Origin of the sequence: Micromonospora sp. WMMD998 (assembly GCF_029581235.1) — a bacterium.
Taxonomy (GTDB): domain Bacteria; phylum Actinomycetota; class Actinomycetes; order Mycobacteriales; family Micromonosporaceae; genus Micromonospora.
In genome coordinates this window covers 5,284,821-5,302,723 of record NZ_CP120740.1, presented here as the reverse complement: position 1 = coordinate 5,302,723, position 17,903 = coordinate 5,284,821, and the positions used below count along the sequence as shown (strand labels likewise).

General features: G+C 72.4%; 15 protein-coding genes. 11 read left to right on the top strand and 4 right to left on the bottom strand.

Translation table 11 applies throughout. From position 1 onward, the window contains the following. Positions 1-7 precede the first annotated feature (7 nt). Both O7619_RS23860 and O7619_RS23855 read right to left on the bottom strand, forming a co-directional pair. A complete protein-coding gene (locus tag O7619_RS23860; RefSeq protein ID WP_282283535.1) occupies positions 8-661 on the bottom strand; it encodes an MBL fold metallo-hydrolase in 654 nt (217 codons plus the stop codon). An 8-nt stretch (positions 662-669) separates the two neighbouring features. After that, positions 670-1,386, bottom strand: coding sequence for a maleylpyruvate isomerase family mycothiol-dependent enzyme (locus tag O7619_RS23855; protein WP_282283534.1), 717 nt, complete (start codon positions 1,384-1,386; stop codon positions 670-672). A 183-nt stretch (positions 1,387-1,569) separates the two neighbouring features. On the opposite strand from O7619_RS23855, the gene rsgA reads away from it, so the two are divergent. From rsgA to O7619_RS23830, 5 genes are all read left to right on the top strand, one after another. Then, on the top strand, positions 1,570-2,649 hold the full coding sequence (gene rsgA, locus O7619_RS23850; protein ID WP_282283533.1) for a ribosome small subunit-dependent GTPase A: 1,080 nt from the start codon (positions 1,570-1,572) through the stop codon (positions 2,647-2,649). Between the two features lie 151 nt (positions 2,650-2,800). After that, positions 2,801-5,743, top strand: coding sequence for an excinuclease ABC subunit UvrA (gene uvrA / locus O7619_RS23845; RefSeq protein ID WP_282283532.1), 2,943 nt, complete (start codon positions 2,801-2,803; stop codon positions 5,741-5,743). A gap of 167 nt (positions 5,744-5,910) precedes the next feature. Next, complete coding sequence (locus tag O7619_RS23840) at positions 5,911-6,396, top strand: Rieske (2Fe-2S) protein (RefSeq protein ID WP_282283531.1); 486 nt, start codon at positions 5,911-5,913, stop codon at positions 6,394-6,396. Between the two features lie 82 nt (positions 6,397-6,478). Further along, a complete protein-coding gene (uvrC, locus tag O7619_RS23835; RefSeq protein ID WP_282283530.1) occupies positions 6,479-8,416 on the top strand; it encodes an excinuclease ABC subunit UvrC in 1,938 nt (645 codons plus the stop codon). Positions 8,417-9,280: 864 nt separating this feature from the next. Further along, on the top strand, positions 9,281-9,928 hold the full coding sequence (locus tag O7619_RS23830) for a C39 family peptidase (RefSeq protein WP_282283529.1): 648 nt from the start codon (positions 9,281-9,283) through the stop codon (positions 9,926-9,928). An 85-nt stretch (positions 9,929-10,013) separates the two neighbouring features. On the opposite strand, the gene recQ is transcribed toward O7619_RS23830, so the two are convergent. Together recQ and O7619_RS23820 are read right to left on the bottom strand one after the other, a co-directional pair. After that, positions 10,014-11,855, bottom strand: coding sequence for a DNA helicase RecQ (gene recQ, locus O7619_RS23825; RefSeq protein WP_282283528.1), 1,842 nt, complete (start codon positions 11,853-11,855; stop codon positions 10,014-10,016). Between the two features lie 31 nt (positions 11,856-11,886). Continuing rightward, positions 11,887-12,417: a hypothetical protein gene (locus tag O7619_RS23820; protein WP_282283527.1), complete on the bottom strand. Its 531-nt coding sequence runs from the start codon at positions 12,415-12,417 to the stop codon at positions 11,887-11,889. A 137-nt stretch (positions 12,418-12,554) separates the two neighbouring features. Here O7619_RS23820 and O7619_RS23815 point away from each other — a divergent pair, with 137 nt between their 5' ends. The 6 genes from O7619_RS23815 to whiA all read left to right on the top strand — a co-directional run bounded on the left by O7619_RS23815 (position 12,555) and on the right by whiA (position 17,811). After that, positions 12,555-13,409 carry a helix-turn-helix transcriptional regulator gene (locus O7619_RS23815; RefSeq protein ID WP_282283526.1) on the top strand — a complete coding sequence of 285 codons (855 nt, stop codon included), beginning with the start codon at positions 12,555-12,557 and terminating at the stop codon, positions 13,407-13,409. 24 nt (positions 13,410-13,433) lie between these two features. After that, positions 13,434-13,628 carry a DUF397 domain-containing protein gene (locus O7619_RS23810; protein WP_282283525.1) on the top strand — a complete coding sequence of 65 codons (195 nt, stop codon included), beginning with the start codon at positions 13,434-13,436 and terminating at the stop codon, positions 13,626-13,628. A 66-nt stretch (positions 13,629-13,694) separates the two neighbouring features. Continuing rightward, positions 13,695-14,594, top strand: a complete 900-nt coding sequence (locus tag O7619_RS23805) for a hypothetical protein (RefSeq protein WP_282283524.1) — start codon at positions 13,695-13,697, stop codon at positions 14,592-14,594. Between the two features lie 304 nt (positions 14,595-14,898). Then, positions 14,899-15,771, top strand: coding sequence for an RNase adapter RapZ (gene rapZ / locus O7619_RS23800; protein WP_282288921.1), 873 nt, complete (start codon positions 14,899-14,901; stop codon positions 15,769-15,771). Continuing rightward, positions 15,768-16,775, top strand: a complete 1,008-nt coding sequence (locus O7619_RS23795) for a 2-phospho-L-lactate transferase CofD family protein (RefSeq protein ID WP_282283523.1) — start codon at positions 15,768-15,770, stop codon at positions 16,773-16,775. Before rapZ ends, O7619_RS23795 begins: the two co-directional genes overlap by 4 nt. Positions 16,776-16,830: 55 nt before the next feature. Beyond that, positions 16,831-17,811, top strand: a complete 981-nt coding sequence (gene whiA, locus O7619_RS23790) for a DNA-binding protein WhiA (protein WP_018788213.1) — start codon at positions 16,831-16,833, stop codon at positions 17,809-17,811. Positions 17,812-17,903 lie beyond the last annotated feature (92 nt).

The window sequence follows — 17,903 nt, the reverse complement described above, 5'->3', positions numbered from 1 at the left end:
GGCGCGCTCACCAGCCGCGCGCCCGCCACTGCGGCACCGACGGCCGCTCGGCGCCGAGCGTGCTGTCCTTGCCGTGCCCCGGGTAGAACCAGGTCTCGTCCGGCAGCCGGCCGAAGAGCTTGGCCTCGACGTCGTCGATGAGCTGGCCGAACCGCTCCGGGTCCTGGTCGGTGTTGCCGACGCCACCGGGAAAGAGCGAGTCGCCAGTCCAGAGGTGCGGCCCGCCGGCCGGGTCCCGGTAGAGCAGCGCGACCGACCCCGGGGTGTGCCCGCGCACGTGGATCACCTCGAGCGCGCAGTCGCCGACCGGCACGGTGTCGCCCTCGCGTAGCGGCTCCGCGTCGATCGGCAGGCCCTCGGCGTCGTCGACGTGCACGAGCGCGCGGGCGCCGGTCTTGGCGACCACCTCCTCCAGCGCGACCCAGTGGTCCATGTGCCGGTGGGTGGTCACCACCGTGGCGAGCCCGCCGTCACCGATCAGCTCCAGCAGCCGGGGCGCCTCGTTGGCGGCGTCGATGAGGACCTGCTCGCCGGTGGCCCGGCAGCGCAGCAGGTAGGCGTTGTTGTCCATCGGGCCCACCGACAGCTTGGTGACGGTGAGCCGGTCGAGCTCGCGCACGGCCGGCGGACCGCCGGGCGTGACGTCTCCGGTGTAGGTCATGACGATGTTCAGATCCATTCCGGTGGGTTCGGCAGAGGGCCGTCGGGGTCGACGGTGAGCAGCTCGCCGTCGCCCCGGCCGGTCAGCCAGGCGGCGAGTTCCGGCGCGGGGCCGGTGACCGTGGGCGCCCCCTCGGGGTCGCCCACGACGAGTTCGTGCGCGGCGCCGTCGACGCGCAGCACCATGGCCGGCGCGGTCGGGTCGCCGTTCAGCCCGGTCGTCACCTCGTGCAGCAGCCGCTTGGCGAACGCCTCCGGCCAGTCCGCCGGCCGGTAGCCGGCCGCCAGGTCGACGTGGTGCACCTCGATCTCGCGCAACCGGCCCCAGACCAGCAGCGCCGCCGGCCACGGACCGCGCCGGGTCTGCACGGTCGCGCCCCACGCCGCCACCGGCATCTCCGCCACCGCCGCGTCGAAGCGCTGGCCGCTGCGACGCAGGTCGTCCAGCAGGTCCGCCGGGCCCCGCCCGGCGCCCGCCTCGATGTCGGCGTTACGCGCCTCGACCGAGGCGTACATCGGGATCGGCTCGCCGGTGCGCGCGGCGGTGAGCAGGTTGACGAACCCGTCGGCGTTGCGGGCCAGGTGGGTGAGCACGTGCGCGCGGGTCCACCCCGGCAGCAGCGACGGCGCCGCGACCTGCGCGGCGGTCAGGCCGGAGACGGTACGCAGCAACCGGTCGTTCGCCTCGGCCAGCTCGCCGGTCAACAGCAGCGGATCAGTCGTCATCGGGTCTGACCCTAGCGGGCCGGGACCCGCCCCGCTGCCGGGGAAATCGCTTTCGGCGCGTCGACGCGCCCCTTACCGTCGGGGCCGACGGCTTCGGTCGCGGCGTCGGGAGGGAGGTGGTGAGCATGCCGGACGCAGCGCGCGTGTTCCGCCCTTCACCCCGACGACACCGATGAGGACACCATGACCCTCGATCTGACCGCCCTCGGCTGGGACGCCCGCTGGGCGGACCACCTCGACCGACGCGCCGACCACCGACCCGGGCGGGTGGCCCGGGTCGACCGGGGCGTGTGCACCGTGCTGCGCCCGGAAGGGCCGGTGCGGGCCAGCCTCGGCGGCGGTGTGCTCGCCGCCGCGGCCCGCGACCTGACCGCGTTGCCGTGCGCCGGCGACTGGGTGCTCCTGGCCACCTGGCCGGACGGCCCGGTCACCGTGGAGGCGGTGCTGCCGCGGCGCACGGCGCTGGTGCGGCGCACCGCCGGCAAGGACGCCAGCGGCCAGGTGCTGGCCGCCAACCTCGACGCCGCCGCGGTGGTCGAGCCGGTGCACCCGACGCCGGACGCCGCCCGGATCGAGCGGCTGCTCTCGCTGGTCCACGAGTCCGGCGCCGAGCCGCTCGTGGTGCTCACCAAGGCCGACCTGGCCGCCGACCCGGCCGCCGTGGCCCGGCAACTGGCCGAGCTGGCCCCCGGGGTACCGGTCCTGCCGGTCAGCGCCGAACGGGGCACCGGCCTGGCGCCGCTGCGCCGGCACGTCGCGCCGGGACGCACGCTCGGCCTGCTCGGCCCCTCCGGCGCCGGCAAGTCGAGCCTGGTCAACGCGCTGGCCGGGGCCGACGTGATGCCGACCCAGGCGATCCGCCGGGTCGACGGCAAGGGCCGGCACACCACCACCTGGCGGGCGCTGGTGCCGCTGCCGGGTGGGGGAGCGGTGCTGGACACCCCGGGCGTACGGGCGGTCGGCCTGCTGGACGGCGCCGCCGGCCTGGACCGGGCCTTCGCCGACATCGCCGAGCTGGCCACCGGCTGCCGGTACGCCGACTGCGCGCACGACGCCGAGCCGGCCTGCGCGGTGCGGGACGCGGTCGACCGGGGCGAGCTGCCGGCGCGGCGCTGGGAGAGCTGGCGTCGGCTCCAGCGGGAGATCGCGTACGAGGGCGGGCGGCGCGCGACCCGGCTGGCCGCCGAGCGGCGGGGCGGCTGGCGGGGCGGGCGGCGGCGGGCCGGACGCCCGGCGACCCCGCCCGCTCCCGGTGCGTTCTGAGCTGGGGGAATGGTCGCGTGACGGAAGTTGTCACACCTCGGGGCTAGAGTTGCCGGGGCGCTTTTCCTGCGCCATCGCAGTGGGAAACCTGCCCGAGCAACTCGTGAAAACAGACTTCGCCTCATATTCTTCTTCCGGGAGCACACGCACCGTGGCCGACCGTCTGATCATCCGTGGCGCGCGCGAGCACAACCTGCGTGACGTCAGTCTCGACCTGCCCCGGGACGCTCTGATCGTCTTCACCGGGCTCTCCGGTTCGGGCAAGTCGAGCCTGGCGTTCGACACCATCTTCGCCGAGGGGCAGCGCCGCTACGTCGAGTCGCTGTCGTCGTACGCCCGGCAGTTCCTCGGCCAGATGGACAAGCCCGACGTCGACTTCATCGAGGGCCTCAGCCCCGCCGTCTCCATCGACCAGAAGTCCACCTCCCGCAACCCGCGCTCCACCGTCGGCACCATCACCGAGGTCTACGACTACCTCCGCCTGCTCTTCGCCCGCATCGGTGAGCCGCACTGCCCGGTCTGCGGCGAGCGGATCTCCAAGCAGAGCCCGCAGCAGATCGTCGACCGGGTGCTCGCCATGCCCGAGGGCACCCGCTTCATGGTGCTCGCGCCGGTGGTGCGTGGCCGCAAGGGCGAATACGTCGACCTCTTCGCCGAGTTGCAGGCCAAGGGCTACGCCCGGGCCCGGGTCGACGGTGTGGTGCACCCGCTGACCGAGCCGCCGAAGCTCAAGAAGCAGGAGAAGCACACCATCGAGGTGGTCATCGACCGGCTCAGCGTCAAGCCCAGCGCCAAGCAGCGGCTGACCGACTCCGTCGAGGCCGCGCTCGGCCTCTCCAGCGGCCTGGTGCTGCTCGACTTCGTCGACCTGGCCGAGGACGACCCGGCCCGCGAGCGCCGCTACTCCGAGCACCTGGCCTGCCCCAACGACCACCCCCTGGCGATCGAGGACCTGGAACCCCGGGTGTTCTCCTTCAACGCGCCCTACGGCGCCTGCCCGGAGTGCACCGGCCTGGGCACCAAGAAGGAGGTCGACCCCGAGCTGGTCATCCCCGACCCGGAGCGCACGCTGCGCGAGGGCGCGATCCAGCCCTGGGCCACCGGGCACAACCTGGAATACTTCCTGCGGCTGCTGGAGGCGCTCGGCGAGGCCGAGCACTTCGACGTCGACACGCCGTGGCGGGCGCTGCCGTCGCGGGCGCAGAAGACGATCCTGCACGGCTCCGACGACCAGGTGCACGTGCGCTACCGCAACAAGTACGGCCGCGAGCGCTCCTACTACACCGGCTTCGAGGGCGTGGTGCAGTGGATCGAGCGCCGGCACACCGACACCGAGTCGGAGTGGTCCCGCGACAAGTACGAGGGCTACATGCGCGACGTGCCCTGCGCGGCCTGCGGCGGCGCCCGGCTCAAGCCGGAGGTGCTCGCGGTCACCCTGGCCGGCCGGAGCATCGCCGAGGTCTGCAACCTCTCCGTCGGCGAGGCGGCCGACCTGCTCGCCGGCATCGAGCTGACCGACCGGCAGAAGATGATCGCCGAGCGCGTGCTCAAGGAGATCAACGCCCGGCTCAAGTTCCTGCTCGACGTCGGCTTGGACTACCTCTCCCTGGACCGGCCGGCCGGCACGCTCTCCGGCGGCGAGGCGCAGCGGATCCGGCTCGCCACCCAGATCGGCTCCGGCCTGGTCGGCGTGCTCTACGTGCTCGACGAGCCCTCGATCGGCCTGCACCAGCGCGACAACCACCGGCTGATCGAGACGCTGCTGCGGCTGCGTGGGCTGGGCAACACGCTGATCGTGGTCGAGCACGACGAGGACACCATCCGGGTGGCCGACTGGATCGTCGACATCGGCCCGGGCGCGGGCGAGCACGGCGGCAAGATCGTGCACAGCGGCTCGGTGCCGGCCCTGCTCGACAACGACGAGTCGGTCACCGGCGCCTACCTGGCCGGGCGCAGGGCCATCCCGACCCCGGCCACCCGCCGGCCGCAGACGCCGGGCCGGGAGCTGGTGGTGCACGGCGCCCGCGAGCACAACCTGCGCAACCTCACCGTGAGCTTCCCGCTCGGCCAGCTCATCGCGGTCACCGGGGTCAGCGGCTCGGGCAAGTCCACGCTCGTCAACGACATCCTCTACACGGTGCTCGCCAACCAGATCAACGGCGCGCGGTTGGTGCCCGGCCGGCACACCCGGATCACCGGCCTGGAGCACGTGGACAAGGTCGTCGGCGTGGACCAGTCGCCGATCGGGCGCACCCCACGCTCCAACCCGGCCACCTACACCGGGGTCTGGGACCACGTCCGCAAGCTCTTCGCCGAGACCACCGAGGCGAAGGTCCGGGGGTACGGCCCGGGCCGGTTCTCGTTCAACGTCAAGGGCGGGCGCTGCGAGGCGTGCTCCGGCGACGGCACCATCAAGATCGAGATGAACTTCCTGCCGGACGTCTACGTCCCCTGCGAGGTCTGCAAGGGCGCGCGTTACAACCGGGAGACGCTCGAGGTGCACTACAAGGGCCGCACCGTCGCCGAGGTGCTGGACATGCCGATCGAGGAGGCGGCCGACTTCTTCTCCGCCATCCCGGCCATCCACCGACACCTGAAGACGCTCGTCGACGTCGGGCTGGGCTACGTGCGGCTCGGCCAGCCCGCGCCGACGCTGTCCGGCGGCGAGGCGCAGCGCGTCAAGCTCGCCTCCGAGTTGCAGAAGCGCTCCACCGGCCGGACGGTCTACGTGCTCGACGAGCCCACCACCGGCCTGCACTTCGAGGACATCCGCAAGCTGCTGATGGTGCTGGAGGGCCTGGTCGACAAGGGCAACACGGTGATCACCATCGAGCACAACCTCGACGTGATCAAGACGGCCGACTGGCTGATCGACATGGGGCCGGAGGGCGGTCACCGGGGCGGCACGGTGCTCGCCACCGGCACCCCGGAGGAGGTCGCCGAGGTGTCGGAGAGCCACACCGGCGAGTTCCTGCGGCCGATCCTCAAGCTGGCGGGCGAGGCCAAGGGCGCCAAGGCGGCCACCACCCGGGCGGCCAAGGCCAACGGCGCCACGAAGTCGCGGGCCCGCAAGGTGCCGGCGGGGGCGCGCTGACCGCCGCGTACGCGGGCGGGCCGGGCGTGACCGGTCCGTCCCTGCGCATGCGGATGGTTTACCCGTTCCGTGACGCCCCGGTATGAACCGGGCCCCCACCCTGGTGCGTGTAACCCCGTGTGGCCACGGATCATGAACGGTGGCGACAGTCGAGAGGAAGGCCGGAGATGAGTGATGACCAGGGGCTGACCGGGCGGGTCACCCAGAGCCGGCGGGCCCTGCTCGCGGGCGCCGGCGCGGTCGGCGCGGCGGTGGTGCTCGCGGGCTGCGGTGACGACGACGCGACCCCGGGCCTCGCCCCGACCAGTGCGGGCCCGCCGAGCGCCACCGCGACCGGCGACGCCGGCGGTGGCAACCGGGACAGCAGCGGTCCGCTGGCCCGCACCACCGACATCCCGGTCGGCGGTGGCCGGGTGTACGCCAGCCAGGGCGTCGTCATCACCCAGCCCGAAGCCGGCCAGTTCAAAGCCTTCGATCCGATCTGCACCCACCAGGGGTGCCCGGTGTCGAACGTCGACGGCGGCACGATCAACTGCACCTGCCACAACAGCAGGTTCTCGATCACCGACGGCGCGGTGAAGGGTGGCCCGGCCACCACGCCGCTCGCCGCCAGGCAGATCAAGGTCGACGGCGACCAGATCACGCTCGCCTGACCGGACGCGCCGCCCTCGTCCGCCGGGTGCGGGCGAGGGCGCGGCGGCGGTCGGTGTCGGGGGTGCGGACTACGCTTGCGGTGTGGCTGACCCCTCGACCTACCGTCCCGCGACCGGCACCATCCCGGAGGCGCCAGGGGTCTACCGCTTCCGCGACGGCACCGGCCGGGTGATCTACGTGGGCAAGGCGCGCAACCTGCGCAGCCGGCTCAACTCCTACTTCGCCGACCCGGTCAACCTGCACCAGCGCACCCGGCAGATGGTCTTCACCGCCGAGTCGGTGGACTGGATCACCGTCGCCACCGAGGTGGAGGCGCTCCAGCAGGAATACACCTGGATCAAGCAGTACGACCCGAGGTTCAACGTCCGCTACCGCGACGACAAGTCCTACCCCTACCTCGCGGTCACCCTCGACGAGGAATACCCGCGGTTGCAGGTGATGCGCGGCGCCAAGCGCAAGGGGGTGCGCTACTTCGGCCCCTACTCGCACGCCTGGGCCATCCGCGAGACGCTCGACCTCCTGCTGCGGGTGTTCCCGGCGCGCACCTGCTCCTCCGGGGTGTTCAAGCGGGCCGGTCAGGTGGGCCGGCCCTGCCTGCTCGGTTACATCGGCAAGTGCTCGGCGCCGTGCGTCGGCACCGTCACCGCCGAGCGGCACCGGGAGATCGTCAACGGCTTCTGCGACTTCATGGCCGGCCGCACCGACACCATGGTCCGCCGGCTCGAGAAGGACATGCTCGACGCCAGCGAGCAGTTGGAGTTCGAGCGGGCCGCCCGGCTGCGCGACGACGTGGCCGCGCTGCGCCGGGCGATGGAGAAGCAGACCGTGGTGCTGGGCGACGGCACCGACGCCGACGTGGTCGCGTTCGCCGACGATCCGCTGGAGGCCGCGGTGCAGGTCTTCCACGTCCGTGGCGGCCGGGTCCGGGGTCAGCGCGGCTGGGTGGTGGAGAAGACCGAGGAGCTGACCACCGGAGACCTCGTGCACCACTTCTGCACCCAGGTCTACGGCGGCGAGCAGGGCGAGGCCGACGTCCCGCGGGAGCTGCTCGTGCCCGAGCTGCCCGGCGACGCCGAGGCGCTCGCCGACTGGCTCTCCGGACGGCGGGGCAGCCGGGTGTCGCTGCGGGTGCCGCAGCGTGGCGACAAGCGTTCGCTGCTGGAGACCGTCGAGCGCAACGCGAAGGACGCGCTGGCCCGGCACAAGCTCAAGCGCGCCGGTGACCTGACCACCCGAGGCCAGGCCCTCGACGAGATCGCCGACGCGCTGGCCATGCGCACCTCGCCGCTGCGCATCGAGTGTTACGACGTGTCCCAGATCCAGGGCACCGACGTGGTCGCCAGCATGGTCGTGTTCGAGGACGGGCTGCCCCGCAAGAGCGAATACCGCCGGTTCATCGTGCGGGGCGCCACCGACGACCTCTCCGCCATGTCCGAGGTGCTGCGCCGGCGGTTCGCCCGTTACCTCGACGCCCGCGCCGAGACCGGGGAGCTGGGCGAGGAAACCGCCACCGACCCCGACCGCCCCGGCATCGACCCGACCACCGGGCGCCCGCGCCGGTTCGCGTACCCGCCGCAGCTCGTGGTGGTCGACGGTGGCCCGCCCCAGGTGGCCGCCGCCGCGAAGGCCCTGGCCGAGCTGGGCGTCGACGACGTGGCGCTGTGCGGGCTGGCCAAGCGGCTGGAGGAGGTCTGGTTGCCCGACGACGACTACCCGGTCATCCTGCCGCGCACCTCCGAGGCGCTCTACCTGCTGCAACGGGTCCGCGACGAGGCGCACCGCTTCGCCATCACGTTCCACCGCCAGCGGCGCTCGAAGCGGATGACCGAGTCGGCGCTCGACAACGTGCCGGGCCTCGGTGACGTCCGCCGCAAGGCGCTGTTGCGGCACTTCGGCTCGCTGAAGCGGCTGTCCACGGCGACGGTGGAGGAGATCACCGAGGTGCCCGGCGTGGGCCGGCGCACCGCCGAGGCGATCCTCGCCGCCCTCGACGGCGACCCGGCCACGACACCGTCCTGACTACCGTCCCGGTGGACCCCGGCGCCTATCCTTCGGCCCATGGGAGCGATCAAGCCGTGGCATCTGTCCGTCCTGCTGCTCTGTTGCCTGCTGCCGACAGCCGTGGCCGTCGCCGGGGGGATCTGGGCACTGCGCCGCTCCCGTAGTCGCCGCTGACCGCAGTCGAGGATCCGCCCCGCTCACCCACCTGCCATGCCGCATCCGAGAACCGTGCTCCACGTGCGTGGTGGATTCGCCGCACCCTTGATCAACTCCATCTCGCCGAAACGGCGGTATCCGAGTGTGTCCGACCCCGCCACTTCGGCGAAAAGGAGTCGATCAAGCCCGTCTTCTCGATCTCTGGGACTAATTGTCCGATCTTCGAGACAACGGTGAATCTTGGTACGGATCCGCCCTTCCGGGGGCGGATCCGTACCAAGATCCAACCGGACACGTAGTCTCATCGCGGGATTCGCGAAACTTGCTGCGAATTGTGCCTGGTTTGGGTGGGTGGGGCGTGGTCGGCGCCACCGCCATCGCGGAATCGCCGCCGGGGGCCAGGCGTTATACCTGGCAGACCACGTGGAGCCCGGCCCCCGCCGAGGCAGCCCCGGTCGGAATGGCCGGCCACCGGCCGTCGTTACATCCCCGGGCCAGTCGAGCAGGCCACCCCCGTGGTCAGCCGCGCTCCAGCGCCGGAAGGCCGTCACGGCAGGCCACCCGCCTTGGCCGCTCGACGCGCCTTCCCGAGCCGCGCCCCGCGCCGGGCACACGCACCCCGGGCACACGCTCACCCCAAGACCTCGCGGCATCCCCCGATCGCCGCACACCCCCGCACGCGGCACCGCCGCGTCATCCCCCACCCCCCTTTGGGAGGCACCCGTCATGGCTACCACCCTGCTGCGTAAGACCGTGCTCACCGCCGCCGGTATCGCCGCCACCACCGGCGGCATCGCCGGCCCCGCCATCGCCGCCCACGCCACCCCCGCCCACGCCGACAAGGCCGTGCTCGCCGACCGTAAGAACGGCGACCGGGAACTCGACGTGCGCTACGAAGCCCAACCCAACTTCTACTACTGCGGCCCCGCCGCCGCCCGCAACGCCATCAGCGTCCTCGGCAAGAACATCGACGTCGACACCATGGCCAAGGACATGGGCACCACCGAGAACGGCACCAACAGCATCAACGACATCACCCCCGTCCTGAACAAGGAAACCGGCAAAACCTACCGGTCCGTCGAAATCAAGACGCCCAAGGCCGACCACAAGCAGACCGACACCCTACGCACCGACATCGTCCGCACGATCGACGACGGCCGCGCCGTGGTCGCCAACATCGCCGGCACCACCACCGACACCGACGGCAACCCCCACGCCTTCGAAGGCGGCCACTACATCAGCATCGTCGGCTACCAGAACAACGGCCACACCGTCACCATCGCCGACAGCGCCAACCCGAACACCGCCTCCTACCACATCACCATCGACAACCTCGCCGACTGGATCGCCACCCGCGGCTACTCCACCTCCTGACCCACAACGAACGACAAGGGCCCGATCCCACCACCCGGGGTCGGGCCCTTTCACGCATCGAGCAGGCCCCACCCCGCTCGGCAGGTCAGGACTCGGCGAGGACGGTGAGGATGGCCTCGCCGTACTTGGCGAGCTTGTTCTCGCCCACGCCGTTGAACCGGGACAGCTCGGCCAGCGATGCCGGCGGCTCGGCCGCGATCTGGCGCAGCGTCGCGTCGTGGAAGATGACGTACGCGGGGACGCCCTGCTCCTTGGCGGTGGCGGCCCGCCAGGCGCGGAGCCGCTCGAAGACACCGGCGGCGGCGGGGGAGAGGTCGGCGACGACTGTCGCCGCGCCTCGGGGCTTCGCGGCCCGGCCGGACAGCGGACGCTCCGGCTCCTTGCGCAGCGTGACCGTGCGCCGCCGGCCGAGCACGTCGGCGCTGGCCTCGGTGAGCGCCAGCGTGCCGTAGTCGCCTTCCACGGCGAGCAGGCCCTCGGCGAGCAGTTGCCGCACCACGCCGCGCCATTCGGTGTCGCGCAGGTCGGTGCCGATGCCGAACGTGCTCAGCGCGTCGTGGCCGTGCTGGTCGATCTTGTCGGTGTGCTTGCCGAGCAGGATGTCGATGCTGTGCCCGGCACCGAACCGCTGGTGGCGTTCCCGGTCGAGCCGGTAGACGGTGGAGAGCAGCTTCTGCGCCGCCACCGTGCCGTCCCAGGACTCCGGCGGGTCGAGGCAGGTGTCGCAGTTGCCGCAGGTGGGCGCCCCGGTCTCGCCGAAGTATTCGAGCAGTTGGGCGCGGCGGCAGCGGACCGTCTCGCAGAGCGCCAGCATCGCGTCGAGGTGGGCGGCGAGGTTGCGCCGGTGCGCCAGGTCGCCCTCGGACGTCTCGATCATCTTGCGTTGCTGCACGACGTCCTGGAGCCCGTACGCCAGCCAGGCCGTGGACGGCAGCCCGTCGCGCCCGGCGCGGCCGGTCTCCTGGTAGTAGCCCTCCACCGACTTGGGCAGGTCGAGGTGGGCGACGAAGCGCACGTCGGGCTTGTCGATGCCCATGCCGAACGCGATGGTGGCCACCATGACCAGCCCGTCCTCCCGCAGGAAACGCTGCTGGTTGGTGGCGCGGGTGCCCGCGTCGAGGCCGGCGTGGTAGGGCAGCGCCGGAATGCCGTTGGCGACCAGGAAGTCGGCGGTCTTCTCCACCGAGGCCCGGGACAGGCAGTAGACGATGCCGGCGTCGCCCGGGTGCTCGTCGCGCAGCAGGCTCAGCAATTGCCGGCGCGGCTCCCGTTTCGGCACGATCCGGTATTGGATGTTGGGCCGGTCGAAGCTGGCCACGAAGTGCCGGGCGTCGGTGAGTTGCAGGCGGGTGGCGATCTCGGTGCGGGTGGCCCGGGTCGCGGTGGCGGTCAGCGCGATCCGCGGCACCTGCGGCCAGCGTTCGTGCAGCATCGACAGGTTGAGGTAGTCGGGGCGGAAGTCGTGCCCCCACTGCGAGACGCAGTGCGCCTCGTCGATCGCGAACAGGCCGATCCGGCCGCGTTCCAGCAGGCCGAGGGTGGACCGCACCGCCAGCCCTTCCGGGGCCAGGTAGAGCAGGTCCAACTCGCCGGCGAGGTAGGCGGCCTCGACCCGGCGGCGCTGCGCCGGGTCCTGCGTCGAGTTGAGGAAGCCGGCCCGGACGCCGACCGCGGTGAGCGCGTCGACCTGGTCCTGCATGAGCGCGATCAGCGGTGAGACGACCACCGCCACGCCGTCGCGGACCAGCGCCGGGATCTGGTAGCAGAGCGACTTGCCGCCACCGGTGGGCATGAGCACCAGCGCGTCGCCGCCGGCCACCACGTGCTCGATGATGTCCTGCTGGACGCCACGGAAGGCGTCGTAGCCGAAGACCCGGCGCAACACGTCAAGCGCGTCGGAGGTCCGCTGCTCGGTGGGGGAGACCATCCGCGCAGTCTACGAGCGTCCCCCGACAGCGTTACGGAAGAAGCCCCGTCGTCCCGTCGCCGTCACCCCACCGCAGCCCGTCGATGCCGGCCGCGTGGTGGAAACCGGGGTGGCCGGTGGCGTCCGCGCAGACCTCGCCGTCGGGGCCGACCCGGCTGCAGAAGACCGGCTCGATGTGGTTCCAGGCGTCGGCCCGGGACAGCAGCGCGGCGTCCGCGTTCAGTTCGGGGCGCAGGATGGTCAGCCCCTCGGTGTAGACGACGGCCTGGTCGCGGGCCTCCTGCGCGTCGGCCGCCAGGTAGGTGAGGTGCAGCGTCCAGCGGCGCGGCATCCGGTAGGCGCCGGCGGGCGCCCGGTTGCGGCCCGACCGCCGCTCGCGCTCCGCCGGCCCGCGGTTGATCACAGCTTCGGGGTACGCCGAGAGCGGATCCGCCGTGGTCAGCGCGTGGGCGATGGCGGCGCGGACCCGCTCGGACACGTCGGCCCCGTCGAGCATGGCGGCCAGGTCCCGGTGGAAGTCGGACTCGGTTCGCCCTCGCCGCAGCGATTGTTCGTCAGTCACCGGGCTGCGCCTCTCCGTAGGTGAGCGGTTGCCAACAGTGTTGCCCACGGTGGAAGAAAATACAACGTCGCATCAAGGCCTTGATGTTCAACTGCGGTTGGAGAACAATTGGCTACTCCCCGTGGAGGTGAGGCGCGATGGCGCAGGTGCCAAGTCCGACGATCAGGGCCCGTCGACTGCGACGGGAGTTGCGCCGCCTGCGGGACCGCACCGGGCGCACCGCCGAGGAGGTGGCCAAGATCCTCGGCTGGCACCGGACCAAGATCATTCGCTTGGAGCAGGGGCACTCGCGGGTGATGCCGAAGGACATGCCGCCGCTGCTCGACCTCTACGAGGCCACCGAGTCCGAACGGGAGTCGCTCACCGCGCTGCTCCGCCAGTCCCGGCAGAAGGGCTGGTGGAGCGCGTACGGTGACGTGCTGCCGGACAACTACGTCGGCTTCGAGGCGGAGGCCACCTCGATAAGCACGTTCGAGAGCCTCTACGTGCCCGGCCTGTTGCAGACCGAGGAGTACGTCCGCGCCATCGTCCGTGCCGGTCGCAGCACCGCCGACCAGGACGAGGCGGACCGGGTGGTGGCGGCGAGGCTGGCGCGTAAGGCGCTGCTCTCCCGTGACGTGCCACCGTCGCTGTGGGTGGTGCTGGACGAGGCGGTGCTCCGGCGCGTGGTCGGCGGTTCGGCGGTAATGCGCGCCCAGCTCGCGCGCCTGGTCGAGGCGTGCGAGATGCCCACGGTGGAGATCCAGGTCCTGCCGTTCACCGCCGGAGCGCACGCCGCGATGGGCGGAGCCTTCACCCTGCTGAGTTACGACGATCCGGTGCTCGACCCGACCGTGGTCTACCTCAGCAACGACACCAGCACGCTGTTGCTGGAGGAGAGCCGACAGGTGGCCCGCTATAGACTCATGTTCGACCACCTCCGGGCCAAGGCGCTCGATCCCGACCAGTCCGCAGACCTCCTCAGCCGGGCTGCCGCCGAGGTTCCGGACTGACTCCGACCTCGTGGAGCGCTGCCGATGCCCCCCTCAGATTCGGCGCCGGTTCGCTGGCGCAAGAGCAGCCGAAGCGGTGCGAACGATTCGAACTGCGTCGAGGTGGCCGAGCTTTCCGACGCGCTGGCGGTGCGTGACTCCAAGGACCCGGACGGGCCGACCCTCCTCTTCACCCGGCACGCCTGGTCGTTGTTCGTCGTCGACCTGCGTGACGACTGACAGCTCGCGACGTCGGTCCGCCGCCCTGATGCCGGCGGCATCACCCGCATCGGCTTGAATGACCCGATGGCGGTGAGCATCGACATCGACGTACTCCGGGACGCGGCCGGGTCGGCGGCCTGCGCCGGAGCGGACGAGCTGCGATCAGCGGGCCAGCCGGCGGAGTTCGTGCCGGTCGGCGGGGGAGCGTCAGGCGTCATCCGGGCGGCCGGGGAGCCGCCGATCGAGGTCTGGGTCGGAGTCACACCCGGCGGCTTCACCGCCGAGTGCGACTGCGTGTCCGGGGCCGGGCTGTGCGCGCACGCGGTGGCCCTTACGCTCGCCGCCCTGGACGGCGGGTTCGCCTGGTCGTCGGCGGCCACCCCGCCGTCGGCGGTGGCGGTCGACCCCACGGTCGCTGAGCTGGCCGAGCTCGCGCGGCGCATCCCGGCGCGGCGGCTGGCCATGCTGGTCGCCGAGTGGGCGGCCACGGACCGCGTCCTGGAGGGCAGGCTGCGGGCGCAGGCCGGCCAGCGTGAGGCGCTCACCGCGGGTGAGCTGGCCCAGGTTCGTCGCACGATCGACAACCTGGTCCATGACGCGACCAGCGGCTCCGGCTGGGATCTGCACGGCGTGGAGAAGGCCGGGCGGGCGCTCGTCGAAGAGGTGGAGGTGCTCGCCCAACGGCCGCCGACCGAGGAGACGCTGGTGCTCGTGGAGCGGGCCGCTCGCGCGTGGGACGGCATCTCCGGCTACCTGTACGACGCCTGGGAGACGTACGAGGAGGAGCCGGCCGAGATCGGCGGCGCGCTACGGGCGGTCCACGTCCGCCTCTGCGAGCAGGTGCAGCCGGATCCCGACGACCTGGCGGCCCGACTTGCCGAGATCATCGCCGCGTGCGAGGTCGACTCGTGTCTCGACGAGCCGTGGGACTACCTCGCCGTGCTCGGTCGCCAACGGGTCAAGGCGCTGCTCCGTCGACCCTGATCGCCGCCCGCCCTTGCCCCGCTGATTCACGGAAACTGTGGCTGTTCCGGAAGCTATAGCCACTCTTTCCGTGAATCAGCGGGGAGGCGGGGCGCGGAGCGCGGGGCGGGGCGCGGGAAACGGACGGGCCGCTGTTCTGGTGGTCACCCCGTGGAATCCCGGGCGGGGGCGCAGCCGTTAGAGTCGTCGACTGACCATGCGCGGCCGACCGGCCGTGGCGCCAGGCTGGGGGTAGCGGGTGAGCGAGGCGCGAACGGTGGACGAACTGGGGCCGACCGGCGCGGAGACGGCGACGGGGCGGCCGGTGTCGGCCGAGGCGGAGACCTCCCTGGTGGTGGTGACCGGCCTCTCCGGTGGCGGGCGCAGCACGGTGGCCCGGGCGTTGGAGAACGTCGGCTACTACGTGGTCGACAACCTGCCCCAGGCGCTCCTGCTGGACATGGCCGAGCTGGCCTCCAAGGCCGGCGGCGCGGCCCGGCGTACGGCGATGGTGCTGGACGTGCGGTCGCGGGCCTTCTCCACCGACCTGGCCGGCGCGATCCGGGAGTTGCGGGAGCGGGGCTTCCAGCCGCGGGTGGTCTTCGTCGACGCCGACGACGAGGTGCTGATCCGCCGGTTCGAGAGCGTGCGTCGGTCGCACCCGTTGCAGGGCGACGGGCGGCTGGCCGACGGCATCGCGGTCGAGCGGGCGCTGCTGGAGGAGGCCCGCGACCAGGCCGACGTGATCATCGACACCAGCCACCTGAACGTCAACCAGCTCCGCCGCCGGGTCGAGGAGCTGTTCGGCGGGGAGGACGCCCGCCGGCTGCGGATCACCGTGCTGTCGTTCGGCTTCAAGTACGGCCTGCCGCCGGACGCCGACTTCGTGATGGACGCCCGGTTCCTGCCCAACCCGTACTGGGTGCCGGAGTTGCGCGAGCACACCGGCCGGGAGGAGGCGGTGAGCGCGTACGTGCTGGGTCAGGAGGGCGCGGACGGGTTCGTCACCGGTTACGCCGACCTGGTCAACGCCACCACCGCCGGGTTCGAGCGGGAGGGCAAGCGCTATCTGACGGTGGCGGTCGGCTGCACCGGCGGCAAGCACCGCAGCGTGGCGATCGCCGAGGAGTTGGCCGCCCGGCTGCGCGCCTCCGGCATCGCCGCCCACGCGCAACACCGGGACCTGGGGCGGGAGTGACCCCGACCAGGGTGGTCGCGTTCGGCGGCGGCCACGGGCTCTCGGCGTCCCTGCGGGCGCTGCGGCACTGCGTACCCGGACTGGATCTGGACATCACCGCGGTGGTCACGGTTGGTGACGACGGCGGCTCCAGCGGCCGGTTGCGGGCCGAGCGCGGCGGACTGCCCCCGGGTGACCTGCGGCAGGCGCTCGTGGCGCTCTCCGGTGACCATCCGGCGACGCGGCGCAGCGCGGCGTTGTTCCAGCACCGCTTCGCCGCGGTCGCGACGCCCGCGCCGACGCTCGGCACGCCGCCGGCGGCCGGCGGGGTGGGCGACCCGCTCGCCGGCCACGCGGTTGGCAACCTGCTGCTGCACGGGCTGATCGAGCTGCTCGGCGACCCGGTGGCCGCGCTCGACCACGCGGGGGCGATGCTCGGCGCGGTCGGTCGGGTGTTGCCGATGTCGCGGCAGCCGGTGGGCATCGAGGCGCGGGTCCGGGGCGCCGACCCGGCCCACCCGGACGAGGTGTCCACGGTGCGCGGCCAGCACCAGGTGGCGGTCACCCCGGGCACGGTCGAGTCGCTGCGGCTGGCCCCGGCCGCGCCGGCCGCGTGCGCCGAGGCGGTGACCGCGGTACGCGCCGCCGACTGGCTGATCTTCGGGCCGGGCAGTTGGTACACGAGCGTGCTGCCGCACCTGCTGGTGCCCGGCCTGGCCGACGCGATCGTGTCCAGCCCGGCGCGGCGGTTGGTGACGTTGAACCTGGTGGCCGAGAAGGAGACGTCCGGGTTGTCCCTGCCCGACCATCTGGACACCCTGCGGCGCTATCTGCCCGAGCTGAAGGTGGACATGGTGCTCGCCGACTCGACGGCGGTGGGTGATCCCGTGGCGGTCGAACGTGCGGCAGAATCGCTTGGTGCCCGGCTGGTCCTCGCTCCCGTCGCCGTCACCGACGGCACACCCCGTCATGATCCGGCCGCCCTGGGCGCCGCACTGGTGCCTGTCCTGGGCGCCGATCGTTAGACACGTACGTAATCACCGGCGACACGCCGGTACCGGTCCGTGAGGGGGCGTTGGAATGGCGATGACGGCTGCGGTCAAGGACGAGCTGAGTCGGGTCGACGTGCCCAAGCCCTGCTGCCGCCGGGCGGAGATGGCCGCCCTGCTGCGCTTCGCCGGCGGCCTGCACATCGTGTCAGGTCGCGTGGTGGTCGAGGCGGAGTTGGACACCGGCGCGGTGGCCCGCCGGCTGCGGCGGGAGATCGCCGAGGTCTACGGCTACCCGAGTGAGATCCACGTGCTCGCCTCGGGCGGCCTGCGCAAGGGCAGTCACTTCATCGTGCGGGTGGTCAAGGACGGCGAGGCGCTCGCCCGGCAGACCGGCCTGCTGGACGTGCGGGGCCGTCCGGTGCGGGGCCTGCCGCCGCACGTGGTGGCCGCGAACGTCTGCTGCGCGGTCTCCGCCTGGCGGGGCGCGTTCATGGCGCACGGCTCGCTGACCGAGCCGGGCCGCTCCAGCGCGTTGGAGATCACCTGCCCGGGGCCGGAGTCGGCGCTGGCGCTGGTCGGCGCCGCCCGCCGCATCGGCATCACCGCCAAGAACCGTGAGGTACGCGGCGTGGACCGGGTGGTGGTCAAGGACGGTGACGCGATCGCCGCGCTGCTCACCCGCATCGGCGCGCACTCCAGCGTGCTGGCCTGGGAGGAGCGGCGGGTACGCCGGGAGGTGCGGGCCACCGCCAACCGGCTGGCCAACTTCGACGACGCCAACCTGCGCCGCTCGGCGCGCGCCGCGGTGGCCGCCGCCGCCCGGGTCACCCGGGCGTTGGAGATCCTCGCCGACGACGCGCCCAACCACCTGACCTCGGCCGGTCGGCTGCGGCTGGAGCACCGCCAGGCGTCCCTGGAGGAGTTGGGCGCGCTGGCCGAGCCGCCGCTGACCAAGGACGCCATCGCCGGCCGGATCCGCCGGCTGCTCGCGCTCGCCGACAAAAGGGCCCGCGACCTGGGCATCCCGGATACCGAAGCGGCAGTCACGCCGGACATGCTCGTGGTCTGATAGGACGGTGGGGCGACGTCGCCCGAGCGGGACCACCACCCGCCCGAGCGGGCCGTCACGCGCTCGGATAGGGTCGCTGCGTACGGCAAGGG